Raw genomic sequence first — 15,832 nt, 5'->3', positions numbered from 1 at the left:
AATCACCCCTCCGTCAGCGTATTGGTCACCCGTCTAATCCGGGAACCTCCACCGCGCCAACCCCGTCCGCCTCGAAACTGGCGATCGGGTATGCGCAATAGTCCGCTGCGTAATACGCACTTGGGCGATGATTTCCAGAGGCTCCGAGTCCGCCGAACGGCATATTGCCCGCCGCGCCCGTCGTCGGACGGTTGCGGTTGACGACGCCCGCGCGGCTTTCCTCGACAAAACGCGCCCAAAGGCCCGCTTCTTCGCTGATGAGGCCCGCCGAAAGCCCGAATATCGTGTTGTTCGCCGCGCGCATCGCCGCATCGAAGTCGGGAACGCGGATCACCTGCACCACCGGCGCGAAAATCTCGGCGTCGGGCACATCGATGCCCGTCACATCGAGAATCGCGGGCGACACGAACGCCGCCGAACGTCCCGCGATGCCCTCGAAAGGCCGAATCACCTTTGCGCCGCGCGCGACGATTCCGTCCGCCGCCGCGCGCGCGCCGATTGCGGCGGCATCGGACACGAGCGGCCCCATGAAGGCGCCGCCCGGCTCGTCCCACGCCGCGATGCGCAGCCGCCCGGCCATCGCGTCCACCGCCTCGACGATCGCGTCGCCGACCTTGCCTTCGGGCACGATCAGCCGCCGCGCGCACGAGCAGCGCTGGCCCGTGGTGACGAAACTCGACTGCACGATGATCGACGCGGCCGCCTCGGGCGAATCCCACGCCACCAGCGGATTGTTGCCGCCGAGTTCGAGCGCGAGGCTCACATGCGGCCGATCGACCAGCGCCCGCCGCAGCGCCGCGCCCGCGCCTGCCGAACCCGTGAACAGCAGCCCGTCGATATCGCCCGCGACCAGCGCCTCGCCCGTCGCCCGCGCACCCTGCACGATGCTGAGCACGCCTTCGGGAAGCCCCGCCTCCGCCCACGCCGCCGCCATGGCTTCGCCGATCGCGGGCGTGATCTCGGAAGGTTTGAACACCACCGTGTTCCCCGCGATCAGCGCCGGAACGATATGCCCGTTCGGCAGGTGGCCGGGGAAGTTGTACGGCCCCAGCACCGCCATCACGCCGTGCCCCCGGTGGCGCAGCACGGCGCGCCCGAACGGCATGTCCGCCGCCCGCTCTCCGGTGCGCTCGCCGAACGCCCGGATCGAAATCTCCACCTTGCCGATCATCGAAGCGATCTCGGCCTCGGTCTCCCACAGCAGCTTGCCCGTCTCGCGCGAAATCAGCTGCGAAAGCGCGGCCTTGCGACTGCCGAGCACGTCGCCGTAGCGCCGCGCGAGCGCGATGCGCTCCTCCGCCGGTCGCGCCCGCCACGCGCCGAGCGCGGCGCGCGCGCGTCCGATGGCGGCGTTGCAGTCCTCCGCGCTCGCCGCCGGGCCTTCCCAAACGGTTTCGCCCGTGGCCGGGTCGATCGAACGGAAAATCGTCATGCCGATATCCTCACCGGATCGCCGCCCCTCAGTTTCAGCGCGTCGGCGGCTTCGCTGCTGATCGTCACGGCCGCCTCGCCGATATCCGCCGCCGCGCGCACAGAGCGGAACCCGTCGATCTGCGTCGTCGAAAGCAGCGCCTGCCCCTCGCCCGGCGTACCGATCTCCAGCCGCAGCGTGCGCGAGGCGCGGATCGTCGCCACCTCATCGCTGGCGCAGGTCATCGTCGGTCCGCCGTCGAAAATGTCGATCAGCCCCGATCGGTCGAACCCTTCCTTTTCCAGCAGCGTCAGCGCGGGCTCGCCGTCGCGGTGCACGCGGCCGATCGCCTCGCGGGCGTGGCTGTCGATCAGGTCGACATAGATGGGGTGGCGCGGCGCGAGGTCGAGGATGAACTGCCCGTCGGTGGAGGTCACCATGCGGTCCGCCTCCTCGAAGGGCAGGCGGAAGAACTTGGAGGCGACGCCTTCCCAGAACGGCGACTTGCCGTGCTCGTCGAACCAGCCGCGCAGCTCCGCCATGATCGTGTGCGAAAAGCGCGTCGGCTCGGCGCCGATCAGCATGTAGCGCGAGCGCGCGAGCAGGCTGCCCGCGCCGCCGCTGCGCCGCTCGGGCCGCAGGAACAGCGATCCCACCTCGGTCCAGCCGCCGCACTCGTTCACCAGCACCAGCGCCTGATGGTCGAAGCGCGTGCCGATCGCCGACGAATACTGCGCGAGCGTCATCACGCGGAACGAGAAGTGCGGGCGCTTGAGGCCGACGGCAGCGCGAACCCCGGCGAGCCCTTCGACCCGCCCGGTTTCGGTATCCTCCAGCATGATCGTGTACCACGCCTCTGCGGGCGCCACCGCGCCGGTAAAGCTGGCTTCGGCAAGGTCGAGGCGCGCGGCGAGTGTCGCCTCGTCTTCGGGCAGGCTGGTGAACCCGCGGCCCGATAGCACCGCGAGTTCCATCATCACATCAAGATCGGCCGGGCGCGCCGGCCGGATCGCCAGCATCAGGCGGCCCTGGCGAGACGCGTCCGCGCGTCGGCGAACGCCGCGTCGAGCCGCGTCACGACCTCTGCCGCTTCGGCGCCGGAAAGCAGCAGCGACGGCAGCAGCCGCACGCAGTTCTCGCCGCCGCCCGCCACGAGGATACCGTGGTCGCGGGCGAGCGCCATGAATTCGCGGTTGTTGGGCACGAGCTTGAGCCCGATCAGTAGCCCCTTGCCGCGCACGTCGACGATCATGTCGCCGTGAATGTCCTTCAGCGCGTTCAGCTGCTGAACGAGTTCGGCCGAAACCGCGCGCGCGTGCGCCAGCGTCTCTTCCTTGGCGATTTCGTCGAACGCCGCGATGCCCACCGCCATCGCCAGCGGATTGCCGCCGAAGGTCGAACCGTGCGTGCCGACGACCATGCCCTTCGCGGCTTCCTTGGTCGCAAGGAACGCGCCGATCGGGAAGCCGCCGCCCAGCGCCTTGGCGATCGCCATGATGTCGGGCTCCACGCCTTCGAACCACTGGTGCGCGAAGAGCTTGCCGGTCCGCCCCATGCCGCTCTGCACCTCGTCATAGATCAGGAGCACGCCGTGCTGCGTGCAGAGGTCGCGCACGCGTTTCAGCCATTCACCGGTCAGCGCCCGCGCGCCGCCTTCGCCCTGCACCGGCTCCACGATCACCGCCGCCGTCGTCGGGCGCGCGATCGCCTCTGCGATGCCCGCCTCGTCGTCGAGCGTCAGCTGCACATAGCCGGGCAGACGCGGCCCGAACCCGTCGAGGTACGATGCGTTGCCCGAAGCGTTCACCGCCGCATAGGTGCGGCCATGGAACGATCCCGCGAAGCCGATCACGTCGATCCGCTCGGGCGATCCGTTCACATGGTGATAGCGCCGCGCCGTCTTCAGCGCGCCTTCGATCGCCTCCGATCCCGAATTGCCGAAGAACACGACGTCGGCAAACGTCGAATCGATCAGGCGCTGCGCGAGCGCCTCCTGTCCCGGAATGCGGAAGATGTTGGACACGTGCCACAGCTTATTCGCCTGCGCTTCCAGCGCCGCGACCAGCTTCGGATGCGCGTGGCCGAGCCCGTCGGTGGCGATGCCCATGACGCAATCGAGCCAGCGGTTGCCGTCGACATCATAGAGCCACACGCCCTCGCCGCGATCGACGACGAGCGGCGCCCGGCTGTAAACCCCAAGCAAGGTATCGGACATGATCTTCTCCATAAAAAGCTGTTCGGCGCTGCTTAACGCGTTACGCCGCGCGCGTCATCGCGAAGATGCCGGTCGCGTTGCCGCTGTCGAAGCGCAGGTCGAGGCTGCCGCTCGCGGGGTCCGCGTCGCGCGTGATGAACTCGTAGAACGAGCCCGGCACGGTGCGGCGCACGCCGCCCGCGAACCTGCGCTCGAAGCTGTCGGCGCGGAAGGCCGTCTGGCGCACGCGGCCGCTGCTCGACACCTCCACCGTGTCCTTCATCGGGCGCCCCTCCGCCTTCAGCCACGCGGCGAGCGCATCGACATCGGCGACGCGGTCGGTCGCGTGGTTGAAGGCATTGCCTTCCGTCGCGATCCACGCCGCTTCGCCGGAGCGCGCAAGCAGCGCCTCATAATCGCCGAGCGTCACGGGGTCGTGGTGGCAGTCGAAACAGGCGACGATCGCAGGCAACGCCACCACGGCATCCGCGTACGGCACGCTGCCGCCCGCCGCGAACGCTGCAAGCACATCCTGCGCGTCGGCGTTCAGCGGATCGCGCGTCGTGCCGAACACGCGCTCTGCGGTGCGCACGAAGCCTTCGTCGAAGCGCTCGACATGAAGCTCGCTCACGAAAAACTGCGGGATCGCCTCCGGCGCGTCGAGATGGCAATAGGCGCGCCCCGTCATGCGCAGCGCGGGCAGCGGATAGGTGTCGGCAACCCGGTAGCCGAGCGGTTCCAGAATGCGCTGGAACGCGTCCTGCCCGGCGGGAAGCGCGCCGGTCGGCCCTTCGCGGAAACGGATGGTCCGCAGCGCGCCGTGGTCGAAGGTGATGCGCGCGCCGCGCGCCACCGTCTCCGCCACATAGGCCGCGCCGCTCGGCACGCGCCTCAGAAGGTCGTCGAACAGCAGCACGTTCATCGCCATCGCGAACGCCGCGCGCGACACGGTGTCGCCGGTTTCCGCGAGCAGCGCCGGGTCGATCGCAAGCGCGCCGAGCGCCCGCGTCCCCGTCACCAGCCGTTCGATCGTTCCTTCATTCACATTCGACATAACCAGACTCCCTGCGTTCCAGCGCCAATTGTCAGGAAACGCAGAGTATGACAAACAATGAGCCTTCATCTGTTCATGCGAGATTGGAATGAACGAACGTCGCCACCTGCCGCCCATCGGCGCGCTCACCAGCTTTGCCGCCGCCGCGCGCCACGGCAGCTTCTCGCGCGCGGGTGAAGAGGTCGGGCTGACGCAGAGCGCCGTCAGCCGCCAGATCGCGCTTCTGGAGGACTGGCTGCAGACGCCGCTGTTCGACCGCACCGGCCGCCGCGTCGCGCTCAACGCCGACGGCCGCGCCTATGCCGACGAGATCACCCCGGCGCTCGATCGCATCCGCCGCGCCACCGCGCGCCTGGCGTCCCGGCGCCCCGACAACGCGCTGAGCATCGCGACCCTGCCGAGCTTCGGGATGCGCTGGCTCGCGCCGCGCCTCCCCCGTTTCACCGCCGAGCACCCCGACCTCGTCGTCAATTTCGCCGCGCGGTCGGACACGTTCGACTTCGCCGGGGAGGATTTCGACGCCGCGATCCACTTCGGCCTGCCCGACTGGCCAGGCGCCGCGCACGACTTCCTGTTCCGCGAAACATCGATCCCCGTCTGCGCGCCTGCGTGGCTCGCCGCGAACCCGCTCGCTGCGCCCGCCGACCTCATCGGCAAGCCGCTGCTCTTCCAGACCTCGCGCAAGGACGCGTGGGCGCGCTGGTTCCGCCTCGCCGGCGTCGCCGCGCCCGGTGCCCCCGGCCCCACGTTCGAGCATTTCCTGATGCTCGCGCAGGCTGCGGCGGCGGGCGCGGGCATCGCGCTCATCCCCAGCTTCCTGATCGAGCCGGAGCTTGCATCGGGCGCGCTCGTCTCCCCCTTCGCCCTGCCGCTCTCCACCGACGACGCGTATTATCTCGTCTCCCCCGAAACCGGCGGCACCCACGCCCTCGCCCGCTTCCGCGACTGGGTGGTGCGCGAAGCCGCGTCATAGTGGCCGCTTGGCGCGCCCCGCGTGCTGCATTAATCCCGGGCGCATGACCACCGCCCGCCCCCGTGCCATTGCGCTCTGGCTTTATGCCGTCGCCGCGCTCGTCTTCGTGATGGTCGTTGTCGGCGGGATCACGCGGCTTACCGAATCCGGCCTCTCGATGGTGCGCTGGGAGCCGATCTCGGGCGTCGTCCCGCCTTTGAACGAGGCCGAATGGCACGCCGAGTTCGAAGCCTACAAGGCCTATCCGGAATACCAGAAGGTCAACCGGGGCATGTCGCTTTCGGAGTTCAAGGCGATCTTCTTCTGGGAGTATCTGCACCGCGTGCTCGGCCGGTTCATCGGCCTCGCCTTCGCGCTGCCGCTGGCGTGGTTCTGGGTGCGCCGCGCGATTCCCGAAGGTTACAAGCCGCGCCTGCTCGCACTCCTCGCGCTCGGCGCGCTGCAGGGCGCGATCGGCTGGTGGATGGTCGCGTCCGGCCTCGTCGATCGCCCCGACGTCGCGCACGACCGCCTCGCCGTGCATCTCGGCGCCGCGCTTGTCATTCTCGGCGGCCTCGTGTGGACCGCGCGCGATCTCACGGCGCACGCGCGCGGCGAGGTTCGCTCGCGTCTTACCGGCTTCAGCGTGCTGACACTGCTGGTGCTGGCGATCCAGATCGTGCTCGGCGCGTTCGTCGCGGGTCTCAACGCGGGCCACGCCTTCGCCGAATGGCCGCTGATGGGCGGGCGCGTCTTCCCCGAAGGCGTGGAGTGGCTGGAGCCGCTGTGGCGCAACGTCATCGACAATCCCGTCGTCGTGCAGTGGGCGCATCGCTGGTGGGCGTGGATCGCCGCGCTGCTGCTCGTGCTTCTCTCCGTGCGCACGGCGCGCGAAAGCGGCGGCGGCGCGCCGCGTTTCGTGCTGCTGCTGCTTACCGCGCAGATCATCCTCGGCATCGCGACGCTGCTCACCGGCGTCGCGCTCCACGTCGCGGTCGCGCATCAGGCGGTTGCCGCGCTGCTGGTGTGGGCGGCGGTGTCGTGCGCGCACGGGCTCGGCAGGCCGGGGCGGCGAATGCGCTGATTCCGCACGCGAATTTCGTTGAACACCATAATACCCCACGCATAAGCGCCTATTTCGCTTGACGCTTTTGCGGCGCTCCATCATATGCCGCGCCGTTCACGCGGGCGGCTTCATCCGGCCCGCCTTTGTTTTGGGATCGAACCATGCACACCAAGTCCACCGTCTCGGCGAAGCCCGCCGAAGTCGAAAAGAAGTGGCTGCTGATCGATGCCGAGGGCCTCGTCGTGGGTCGTCTCGCCTCGATCATCGCCAATCGCCTGCGCGGCAAGCACAAGGCGATCTACACGCCGCATGTCGATTGCGGCGACAATGTCATCGTCATCAACGCGGGCAAGGTCCGGTTCACGGGCAACAAGCTCAAGGACAAGACGTACTACCGCCACACCGGTTATCCGGGCGGCATCAAGGCCGTCACGGCCGGCAAGATCCTCGAAGGCCGCTTCCCGGAGCGTGTTCTGGAGAAGGCCATCGAGCGCATGGTTCCGCGCGGACCGCTCGGCCGCGCGCAGATGCGCAACCTTCGCATCTATGCAGGCACCGAGCATCCGCATGTCGCACAGAATCCGCAGCTCCTCGACGTCGGGTCGATGAACCGCAAGAACAAGGTGGGTGCCTAAGTCATGGCTGAAGAGAAAATGGGCCTTGAAGATCTGAAGGATCTCGCCGTCGAAACCGTTCCGGCTTCGGGTACGCCTGTCGCCGTCTCCTCCGCGCCGCTGCGCGAGAAGGAAATCGATGCGCAGGGCCGCGCTTATGCCACCGGCCGCCGCAAGGATGCCGTCGCGCGTGTCTGGATCAAACCGGGCACGGGCAAGATCACGGTCAACGGCCGCGATCAGACCGTGTATTTCGCGCGTCCGACGCTGCGTCTCGTCATCAACCAGCCCTTCGACGTGTCGCAGCGCGGCGGTCAGTTCGATGTGGTCGCCACCGTTTCGGGCGGCGGGCTTTCGGGTCAGGCCGGCGCAGTGAAGCACGGCATCAGCCAGGCGCTCACCAAGTTCGAGCCTGAACTGCGCGGTGTCGTGAAGGCTGCGGGCTTCCTCACCCGCGACAGCCGCACGGTCGAGCGCAAGAAGTACGGCCGCGCCAAGGCGCGCAAGAGCTTCCAGTTCTCGAAACGCTGATCGAAGTTTTCAACCACTTCGTGGAAAAGGGCGCTTTCGGGCGCCCTTTTTTGTTTTATCCTTGTTCTGTTGATCGCCGGTTCATCCCGAATCTGCTATATTTCGGACCATGTACTTCGACCTTGAAACCGATGACATCCCGCCCAACGGGCTGACGGAAGTGTGCATCATCGGCGCGGGCGCCGCCGGGATCGGTGTTGCGCGCCGCCTGCTTGCCCAGGGCCGCAGCGTCACGCTCCTCGAAAGCGGCGGCATCGATTACGAGGCGGAGACTGCGCGACTCGGCGCCGGCCGCAACGTCGGCGAGCCGTACTACGATCTTGAAGATTCCCGCCTGCGCTTTTTCGGCGGCACCACCGCGATCTGGGGCGGCCGCTGCGCCGAGCTTGATCCGATCGATTTCGAGCGCCGCGACTGGGTGCCGCATTCGGGCTGGCCGATTTCGCGCGAAACGCTGGAGCCCTACTACCGCGAGGCGTGGGCCGAACTCGGCTTCCCGCAAGGCCCCGATACGGCGGCGGCGATGAAGGCTGCGGGCGTCCCGCTGCCGGATTTCGATCCGGCGCGTCTTTCGCTCGGCACATGGCAGTTCGACGAGCGCTTCAACCGCTTCACGTTCGATGCCTGCGCGGCGCTTCGCGCGCATCCGCGCTGCACGATCGTCACCCACGCCACCGTCACGGAAATCGCATCGAACGCGGCCGGCGCGGTCACGCATGTCGACGCGAAAAGCCTCGGCGGGCGCGCGGTGCGCATTCACGCCCGCTATTTCGTGCTGGCGGCCGGGGGGCTGGAAAACCCGCGCCTGCTGCTTGCGAACCGCCTCGGCAACGACCGCGATCTCGTCGGCCGCTTTTTCATGGAGCATCCGCACGCGCGCGGCGGGCGCGTGGTGGAAGGCGATGCCTGGGCGCTGCTCAAGGCCTTCGCCCGCCCGCACCGCGTGGACGGCCGCAAGGTCGCGGCGCTCGTCACGCCCAGCGCGGCGCGGCAGGCGGAGCGGCGCGTGCTCAACACCTCGATGATCGTCGCGGGGCGGCAACCGGCGGACGCGCGCCAGTTCATCGGCATGCGCGCCTATTCGGGCCTCAAGCACAAGACCGCGCCGACACGCGCCGGGCGCGGCCTCTGGATGCTCACCAAGCGCGCCGCGTCGTTCGTGCAGGAACGCGCCGATCCGCTGCGTCCGTGGCTGCTCCACAAGACGGGCGGCCTCGATCTTGCGCTGCTCGTGCGCGCCGAACAGGCCCCCAACCCCGACAGCCGCGTGATGCTCGATACGGAAACCGACGCGCTCGGCGTCCCGCGCATCACGCTCGACTGGCGGCTCAGCGAGCTCGACATCGAAAGCGTCGCCGTGCTCGTGGAGGATTTCGGGCACGAACTCGAACGCCTCGGCATGGGCCGTGTCGAAACCGCGCAGTGGCTGCTCGGCAGCGGGCGCCGCTGGACGACCGACCCGCTCATCAGTTCGCACCCGATCGGCGGCTATCATCACATCGGCACCACGCGCATGGCAAGCAGCCCTGCGGAGGGCGTGTGCGATCCCGAAGGCCGCGTCCACGGCACCGCCAATCTCTACGTGGCGGGCAGTTCGCTGTTCCCCACCTCGGGCTGGGCGAACCCCACGCTCACGATCATCGCCCTCGCCGCGCGCACCGGCGATGCGATCGGAAAGCGGATGGCGCACACCGCCCCGCTGCAGGGCGTGAGCGCCCCGCCTCCCGCACAGCGCGCCGTCGCTGCGAAACGCCGGTCCATTCCGGCGGAACTGATCGCGGCCTGCCTTCTCGGCCTGTTGCTCGTCGGCGATCAGGCGATGGATCAGGACTTCGATATGCTGCCCGATGCCGCGCCCATCGACGATTCGTTCACGAGCACCGGCAGCGCCAGCCCGCCTGAAAGCGCCACGAACACGGACGAAGACGACAAAGACGAAGATGCGGATGCAGGCAAGGCGAGCGAGAGCCGCCCGAACGAGACCCCGCGCGCCTGATCGGCCTTGCAAACGCAATCGGAAGCGTCGGCGGCAACGCCGGCCCTTTTCGGATGCGCGAGGGAAGGCTAAGCCTTGGCGCCATGTTCCGCGCCGCCCTTCTGCTGCTTGCCGTTCTCGCTTCGCCGGCGTTTGCCGCCGCCGTCCAGAATCCGCACACCCGGGTTGAGCTGATCGCGGAAAGCGCCGCGCCCGCGCCGGGCAGTGCCGCGCTCGCGATCGTGATGACCCCAAGGCCGGGCTGGCACACATACTGGAAGAATCCGGGCAGCGCGGGCATGGAAACGCAGGCCGCTTGGACCCTCCCGCCGGGCGCCTCCGCCTCGGCGATAAGGTATCCGGTGCCGTCGACATTCACCGTGTCGGGCATCATGAACTATGTGTTCGAAGGCGAATCGGCGCTCCTCGTCGATCTCACCGTCCCGCAGCTTGCGCCCGGCACGGCGCTACCGGTGAAGGTGCGCGTCGATTATCTCGTCTGCGACGACGAACTCTGCGTTCCTGAAACCGCCGATCTGGCGATCGATCTCACGGTCGGGGACGGCGCCGCCGATCCCGCCGCCGCGCCCCGTTTCGACAGGGCGCGCGCCGCGCTGCCGCGCCCGGTCGATTGGCCCGCGCGATATGCCCGCGCAGACGGCAAGTTCCGCCTGTCGGTCGATACTGCGGGCGCGGACGATATCGCCGACGGCTACTTCTTCCCCGATGCCGACGGCGTTCTGGATTATGACGCGCCGCAGGCCGTAAGCCGCGTCGGCGACACGCTCATCATCGAAACCGTGGCGGGCGCGGCCGCCGATCCCGGCGACGTGACCGGCATACTGCGCCTCGACCGAACCGACGGCAGCCATTTCGGCGCAAGCCTCACGGCGCGCGCGGGCGAGGTCGCCGCAGCGGGCGCGCCGCTCGCCCAAACCGGCCACGACCCGCACCAAACAGGCCTCCCCTCCGTTTTCACCGCGCTCGCGCTCGCCGTGCTCGGCGGCTTCATCCTCAATGTGATGCCCTGCGTCTTTCCCATCCTCGGCCTCAAGGCGCTCAGCCTTGCGAGCGGAGGCCATTCGGAACGCGCGGCGCGGCGCGATGCGCTTGCCTACACGGCGGGCGTCGTCGGCACCTGCGTTGCGCTCGGCGCGGCGATCCTCGCGCTCCGGGCGCTGGGCTCCGAAATCGGCTGGGCGTTCCAGCTTCAGGATCCGCGCGTCATCTTCCTGCTGCTGCTGCTCGTAACGGCCATCGCGCTCAACCTTGCCGGACTGTTCGAAATCAGCGCGCCGCGCGTGGGCGGCGATGCGCTCGCGGGGCGCGGCGGGGCGCAGGGCGCATTCTGGACCGGCACGCTCGCCGCCATCGTCGCGACACCCTGCACCGGGCCGTTCATGGGGCTTGCGCTCGGCGCCGCCATCCTGCTGCCGCCTGCGCTCGGCCTGCTGATCTTCGCGGGCCTCGGGCTCGGGCTCGCGTTGCCCTTCATCCTCATCGGCTTCATTCCCGCGCTGCGCCGCCGCCTGCCAAAGCCCGGCCCGTGGATGGTGACGTTCCGCCGCGTCATGGCGCTGCCGATGCTTGCCACCGCCGTTGCGCTCGCATGGGTGCTCGGGCGGCAGGCGGGCGTTGCGGGCATGGCCTTCGGCCTTGCCGCCGCCGTTTTCCTGGCCGCCGGGCTCTGGTGGGTCGGCATCCGCCAGCAGGGCGGGCGCTCCGCCGCCGTGCCGCTCGTCGTGGCCGCCTTGTCGCTCGTCATGATCTTCCAGATCACGCCGCGCGCCGAATCGTCCACCGCGAGCGCCGCCCTGCCGAATGTCGAACCATTCAGCGAGGTCCGCCTTGCCGCGCTGCGCGGCGAAGGGCCCGTATTCGTCTATTTCACCGCCGACTGGTGCATCACCTGCAAGGTGAACGAAAACGGCGCGCTTTCCGCCGCCCCCGTCACGGCCGCCTTTACCGATGCCGGAATCCGCACGCTCGTCGGCGACTGGACCAATGCCGATCCGGCGATCACGCGCTTTCTGGAAAGCCAGGGCCGCGCGGGCGTGCCGCTCTATCTCTTCTATCCGCAGGGCCGAGAGGCCGAGGTGCTGCCGCAGCTGCTCAGCGAATCGATGATGCTGGAACTCGCGCGCCGCGTCTGATTGTGGCATGTTCGCCGCTCACGAAATGGGAGACGAGACATGAAAACAGCAATCGCCGCTTTCGCCGCCATCGCCTTCGCGGTTCCCGCCATCGCCGCGCCGCAGGTCGGCAAGCCCGCCCCCGCCTTCACGGCGCAAACGGCAGCGGGCACGACCGTCAGCCTCAAGGATTACGCCGGAAAGACCGTGGTTCTCGAATGGATGAACAGCGGCTGCCCGTTCGTCAAGAAGCACTACGATTCGGGTAACATGCAGAAATTGCAGGCCGATGCGAAGGCGAAGGGCGTCGTCTGGCTCACCGTCAACAGCAGCGCCCCCGGCAAGCAGGGCCACGTCGATGGCGCGCTCGCCGCGAAGGAGATGAAGGACTGGAAATCCCAGCCGACCGCCTATCTCCTCGATCCTGCGGGCAAGGTGGGCAAGGCGTATGATGCGCGCGCCACGCCGCACATGTACGTCATCGACGGCAAGGGCGTGCTTCGCTACGCGGGCGCCATCGACGACAAGCCGACCGCGAATCCGGCGGATATCAAGGGCGCGAAGAACTACGTCACCGCCGCGCTCGGCGCTGTCGCAGCGGGGCGCGCCGTCGCCGATCCGGTCACGCGCGCGTACGGCTGCACGGTGAAGTACCCGGACGCTTAAAGCCCCCTTAACCAGCCCGCCCCCACCATGACCCTTGCGTACGTGTATCTGTCTCGCGGGGTCGTGGGTCGTGATTATCTTTTTCGGGCTGGCCATCGTGCTTGTCTGCGTGTTCGGCAGTTTCCTGATTGCGGGCGGCGAGCTCGGCATCATCGCCGGGGCGCTCCCGCAGGAACTGCTCGTCATCGCGGGCGCGGCGGCGGGCGCCTTCATCATTGCCAACAGCGGCACGACGCTCCGCCGCGCCGTTGACGGCGTGCGCCGCGCGTTCGCGGGCGAGCGCTGGGGCAAGGACGACTACCGCGATCTCCTCTGCCTGCTCTTCGTCCTCATCAAGACGCTGCGCACGCGCGGCGTCGTCGCGATCGAAAGCCACATCGAATATCCTGCGGAATCGCGCCTGTTCGCGGCTTTCCCCCGCATCGCGGCGGATCCGGCGCTCGTGTCCTTCATCTGCGATTACGTGCGCATGATGGCGATGAACTTCGAAGACCCGAACCAGATGGCCGACGCGATGGAGGCCGATCTCGATCGCCACATCGCCGAGGAATATCAGGCGCAGGGCGCGCTCCAGACCCTCGCCGACAGTCTCCCCGCGCTCGGCATCGTCGCCGCCGTGCTCGGCGTCATCAAGACCATGGGCTCGGTCGATCAGCCCACCGAAGTGCTGGGCGCCATGATCGGCGGCGCGCTCGTCGGCACCTTTCTCGGCGTGCTGCTCAGCTACACCGTCGTCGGCCCCATCGCCTCCCGCCTCGCGCAGGTGATCGACGCCGAAGCGAAGTACCTCACGCTCGTGAAAACGGTCATCGTCGCGCACCTGCAGGGCCAGGCCCCGCAGGTCGCGGTAGAGCTCGGCCGCCGCACCACCCCTTCGGACCACGCGCCCACCTTCGCGGAAATGGAAGCCGCCCTCGACGCCCTGCCGCGCGATCTCGTCTAGCGCTGGAATCCCCCCGGCATATCCGCTAAGCCCCGCCCCATGTCGCAGAAAATCAGCATCGCCGTGCTCGGAGCGTCGGGGTACACCGGCGCCGATCTCGTTCGCCTCGCGCTCACGCATCCCGATATCGAAATCGCCGCGCTCAGCGCGAACGCCAAGGCGGGGCAATCGATGGCGGACGTGTGGCCGCATTTCGCCCACGTGCCCCTGCCCGGCCTCGTCCGCGCCGACGAGATCGACTGGGCGGGCATCGACGCCGTGTTCGGCTGCCTGCCGCACGCCGCCTCCGCAGAGCTCCTCTCGACGCTCGTGGGGCCGCGCATCATCGATCTGTCGGCGGATTTCCGGCTGAACAGCGCCGAAACCTACGCGGATTGGTACGGCAACCCGCACCCCGCGCCAGAGCTTCTGCCCGATGCGATCTACGGCCTTACCGAATATGCCGCCGACATGCTGCCCGCCGCGCGCATCGTCGCCTGCCCCGGCTGCTACCCCACGGCGGCGCTGCTCGCGCTGCTGCCGCTCCTCGAATCCGGCCTCATCGGCCACGAGCGCATCACCATCAACGCCCTCTCCGGCGTCTCCGGCGCGGGCCGCAGCCTGAAGGAAGCGAACCTCTTCACCGAGGTTGCGGAGGCCGTCCACCCCTACGGCATCGGCCGCCACCGCCACATGCCGGAGATCGAGCAGGAGTTGTCGAAGCGCGCGAACGGCCCCGTCACCATCAGCTTCACGCCGCATCTGGTGCCGATGAACCGCGGCGAGCTTGAAACCATCACGGTCGAGCTGATGCCCGGCAAGCGCGCGGCGGACCTGCGCGCCGCGCTCGGCCACCGCTACGCTGCCGCGCCGTTCGTGCACCTGCTGCCCGAAGGCAAAGGCCCGTCGACGCGCATGGTGCGCGGTTCGAACCACTGCGTGATGAACGTGTTCGAGGATCGCATCCCCGGCCGCGCCATCGTCATCGTCGCGATCGACAACCTCGTGAAGGGCTCGTCGGGTCAGGCGATCCAGAACATGAACCTGATGTTCGGCCTGCCCGAAACCGCCGGGCTCCTTGCGGCGCCGCTGTTCCCATGATCGTCACCGAACGCCTGAAGCTGCGCCCCTGGCGCGAGTCCGACCGCCTGCCGTTCCGCATGCTCTGCGCCGACAAGCGCGTGATGGAGCATCTCGGCGGCGCGCGCCGCGCGGCCGATGCCGATGCCGCGATGGAGCGGATGATCCAGAGCCAGAAGACGCACGGCCACTGCTTCTGGGCGGTCGAGCGCAAGGCGGATTTCTCCTTCATCGGCTTCTGCGGGCTGATCGTCTGCGAAAAGGCGGGCACGCCGGTCGCGGGCGACATCGAGATCGGCTGGCGTTTCCGGCCCGATTGCTGGGGCCAGGGTTTCGCCAAGGAAGCCGCTTACGCCAGCTTCGACTGGGGCTTCGCCAATCTGGAGTGCGATCGCATCATCGCGCTCACCACGTCTGAAAACACGCGCAGCTGGGGGCTGATGGATCGCCTGCGGATGCGCCGCAAGCCGGAGCTGGATTTCTACGAAAGCTCGCAGGTCACCGGCGGCAAAGAGACGCGCATCATCGCCTACGCCCGCGCGCGCGAGTGGGATTGATGCCCGTCTACGCCTACGAGGGCGCCGTGCCCGATATCGCGCAGGACGCCTTCATCGCGCCGGGCGCGCAGGTCATCGGCAAGGTGAAGATCGGCGCAGGGTCCAGCGTGTGGTACAATTGCGTGCTGCGCGGCGATGTCGGCACGATCACCGTCGGCGCAGGCGCCAACATTCAGGACGGCACCGTCGTCCACATCTCCGGCGGCAAGTTCGACACCATGATCGGCGACCGCTGCCTCATCGGCCACACCGCCATCATCCACGGCTGCACGCTCCACGACGACGCCTTCGTCGGCCTCGGCGCGATCGTGATGGATGGCTGTGTCATCGAAAGCGATGCGATGCTCGCGGCGGGCGCGCTGCTCACGCCGGGCAAGCGCATCCCCTCGGGCCAGATGTGGGCGGGCCGCCCCGCCAAATACGTCCGCGACCTCACCCCCCAGGAAATCGCCGGAAACCGCGAAGGGCCGAAGCACTACGCAAGACTGGCGAAAACCCACCACGATCTGCCCATCGTAAACCCCTGACCCCCCTCCTCTCCCGCCCGCGGGAGAGGATACGAAGCCTTGGCCAAAGGCCTAGGTGTTTTATCCCAGGCTTTGATGGTGCATTATTCAGCCAGCAATGGAAGGATGCGCTATGGGACAGATACTCCATGGGAGCGCCACAACGACTGAG

At 68.3% G+C, this 15,832-nt stretch carries 15 protein-coding genes; 11 read left to right on the top strand and 4 right to left on the bottom strand.

Annotation, left to right across the window (positions count from 1 at the left end):
• Positions 1-25: 25 nt before the first annotated feature.
• Genes astD through GGQ98_RS09310 form a run of 4 tightly spaced genes read right to left on the bottom strand, consistent with a single transcriptional unit; the run spans position 26 to position 4,659 of the window.
• On the bottom strand, positions 26-1,432 hold the full coding sequence (gene astD / locus GGQ98_RS09325; RefSeq protein WP_184068483.1) for a succinylglutamate-semialdehyde dehydrogenase: 1,407 nt from the start codon (positions 1,430-1,432) through the stop codon (positions 26-28).
• Positions 1,429-2,430, bottom strand: coding sequence for an arginine N-succinyltransferase (locus GGQ98_RS09320; RefSeq protein ID WP_184068480.1), 1,002 nt, complete (start codon positions 2,428-2,430; stop codon positions 1,429-1,431). Before GGQ98_RS09320 ends, astD begins: the two co-directional genes overlap by 4 nt.
• Positions 2,430-3,626: an aspartate aminotransferase family protein gene (locus tag GGQ98_RS09315; protein WP_184068477.1), complete on the bottom strand. Its 1,197-nt coding sequence runs from the start codon at positions 3,624-3,626 to the stop codon at positions 2,430-2,432. The genes GGQ98_RS09320 and GGQ98_RS09315 overlap by 1 nt, the downstream gene beginning before the upstream one ends.
• 40 nt (positions 3,627-3,666) lie before the next feature.
• Complete coding sequence (locus tag GGQ98_RS09310) at positions 3,667-4,659, bottom strand: DUF1338 domain-containing protein (protein ID WP_184068474.1); 993 nt, start codon at positions 4,657-4,659, stop codon at positions 3,667-3,669.
• An 88-nt stretch (positions 4,660-4,747) separates the two neighbouring features.
• Between GGQ98_RS09310 and gcvA the strand changes: the two genes are divergently transcribed.
• The 11 genes from gcvA (at position 4,748) to GGQ98_RS09255 (ending at position 15,681) form a co-directional block, all read left to right on the top strand.
• A complete protein-coding gene (gene gcvA, locus GGQ98_RS09305; protein WP_184068470.1) occupies positions 4,748-5,632 on the top strand; it encodes a transcriptional regulator GcvA in 885 nt (294 codons plus the stop codon).
• Positions 5,633-5,675: 43 nt separating this feature from the next.
• Complete coding sequence (locus GGQ98_RS09300; protein ID WP_184068467.1) at positions 5,676-6,695, top strand: COX15/CtaA family protein; 1,020 nt, start codon at positions 5,676-5,678, stop codon at positions 6,693-6,695.
• A gap of 143 nt (positions 6,696-6,838) precedes the next feature.
• Positions 6,839-7,312 carry a 50S ribosomal protein L13 gene (gene rplM / locus GGQ98_RS09295; RefSeq protein WP_184068464.1) on the top strand — a complete coding sequence of 158 codons (474 nt, stop codon included), beginning with the start codon at positions 6,839-6,841 and terminating at the stop codon, positions 7,310-7,312.
• Between the two features lie 3 nt (positions 7,313-7,315).
• Positions 7,316-7,822: a 30S ribosomal protein S9 gene (rpsI, locus tag GGQ98_RS09290; RefSeq protein ID WP_184068461.1), complete on the top strand. Its 507-nt coding sequence runs from the start codon at positions 7,316-7,318 to the stop codon at positions 7,820-7,822.
• A 109-nt stretch (positions 7,823-7,931) separates the two neighbouring features.
• The gene (locus GGQ98_RS09285) at positions 7,932-9,818 is read left to right on the top strand and encodes an FAD-dependent oxidoreductase (protein WP_184068458.1); all 1,887 of its coding nucleotides are present in this window, start codon (positions 7,932-7,934) and stop codon (positions 9,816-9,818) included.
• 83 nt (positions 9,819-9,901) lie between these two features.
• The gene (locus tag GGQ98_RS09280) at positions 9,902-11,950 is read left to right on the top strand and encodes a protein-disulfide reductase DsbD family protein (RefSeq protein ID WP_184068455.1); all 2,049 of its coding nucleotides are present in this window, start codon (positions 9,902-9,904) and stop codon (positions 11,948-11,950) included.
• Positions 11,951-11,989: 39 nt separating this feature from the next.
• Complete coding sequence (locus GGQ98_RS09275) at positions 11,990-12,595, top strand: redoxin family protein (protein WP_184068452.1); 606 nt, start codon at positions 11,990-11,992, stop codon at positions 12,593-12,595.
• A 70-nt stretch (positions 12,596-12,665) separates the two neighbouring features.
• Complete coding sequence (motA, locus tag GGQ98_RS09270) at positions 12,666-13,538, top strand: flagellar motor stator protein MotA (protein ID WP_184068449.1); 873 nt, start codon at positions 12,666-12,668, stop codon at positions 13,536-13,538.
• A gap of 39 nt (positions 13,539-13,577) precedes the next feature.
• On the top strand, positions 13,578-14,618 hold the full coding sequence (argC, locus tag GGQ98_RS09265; RefSeq protein WP_184068446.1) for an N-acetyl-gamma-glutamyl-phosphate reductase: 1,041 nt from the start codon (positions 13,578-13,580) through the stop codon (positions 14,616-14,618).
• Positions 14,615-15,154 (top strand): GNAT family N-acetyltransferase, encoded by a 540-nt coding sequence (locus GGQ98_RS09260; RefSeq protein WP_184068444.1) that lies wholly within the window; start codon positions 14,615-14,617, stop codon positions 15,152-15,154. The genes argC and GGQ98_RS09260 overlap by 4 nt, the downstream gene beginning before the upstream one ends.
• Positions 15,154-15,681, top strand: a complete 528-nt coding sequence (locus tag GGQ98_RS09255; RefSeq protein WP_184068441.1) for a gamma carbonic anhydrase family protein — start codon at positions 15,154-15,156, stop codon at positions 15,679-15,681. The genes GGQ98_RS09260 and GGQ98_RS09255 overlap by 1 nt, the downstream gene beginning before the upstream one ends.
• Positions 15,682-15,832: the final 151 nt, after the last annotated feature.

Source organism: Sphingosinicella soli (assembly GCF_014199685.1).
Classification (GTDB): domain Bacteria; phylum Pseudomonadota; class Alphaproteobacteria; order Sphingomonadales; family Sphingomonadaceae; genus Sphingosinicella; species Sphingosinicella soli.
This window is presented reverse-complemented; position numbering and strand designations above follow the sequence as displayed.

Bases quoted from the DNA above. Each gene is read 5' to 3' on its own strand.
- astD (WP_184068483.1), bottom strand. From the start codon at position 1,432: ATGACGATTTTCCGTTCGATCGACCCGGCCACGGGCGAAACCGTTTGG.
- GGQ98_RS09320 (WP_184068480.1), bottom strand. From the start codon at position 2,430: ATGCTGGCGATCCGGCCGGCGCGCCCGGCCGATCTTGATGTGATGATG.
- GGQ98_RS09315 (WP_184068477.1), bottom strand. From the start codon at position 3,626: ATGTCCGATACCTTGCTTGGGGTTTACAGCCGGGCGCCGCTCGTCGTC.
- GGQ98_RS09310 (WP_184068474.1), bottom strand. From the start codon at position 4,659: ATGTCGAATGTGAATGAAGGAACGATCGAACGGCTGGTGACGGGGACG.
- gcvA (WP_184068470.1), top strand. From the start codon at position 4,748: ATGAACGAACGTCGCCACCTGCCGCCCATCGGCGCGCTCACCAGCTTT.
- GGQ98_RS09300 (WP_184068467.1), top strand. From the start codon at position 5,676: ATGACCACCGCCCGCCCCCGTGCCATTGCGCTCTGGCTTTATGCCGTC.
- rplM (WP_184068464.1), top strand. From the start codon at position 6,839: ATGCACACCAAGTCCACCGTCTCGGCGAAGCCCGCCGAAGTCGAAAAG.
- rpsI (WP_184068461.1), top strand. From the start codon at position 7,316: ATGGCTGAAGAGAAAATGGGCCTTGAAGATCTGAAGGATCTCGCCGTC.
- GGQ98_RS09285 (WP_184068458.1), top strand. From the start codon at position 7,932: ATGTACTTCGACCTTGAAACCGATGACATCCCGCCCAACGGGCTGACG.
- GGQ98_RS09280 (WP_184068455.1), top strand. From the start codon at position 9,902: ATGTTCCGCGCCGCCCTTCTGCTGCTTGCCGTTCTCGCTTCGCCGGCG.
- GGQ98_RS09275 (WP_184068452.1), top strand. From the start codon at position 11,990: ATGAAAACAGCAATCGCCGCTTTCGCCGCCATCGCCTTCGCGGTTCCC.
- argC (WP_184068446.1), top strand. From the start codon at position 13,578: ATGTCGCAGAAAATCAGCATCGCCGTGCTCGGAGCGTCGGGGTACACC.
- GGQ98_RS09260 (WP_184068444.1), top strand. From the start codon at position 14,615: ATGATCGTCACCGAACGCCTGAAGCTGCGCCCCTGGCGCGAGTCCGAC.
- GGQ98_RS09255 (WP_184068441.1), top strand. From the start codon at position 15,154: ATGCCCGTCTACGCCTACGAGGGCGCCGTGCCCGATATCGCGCAGGAC.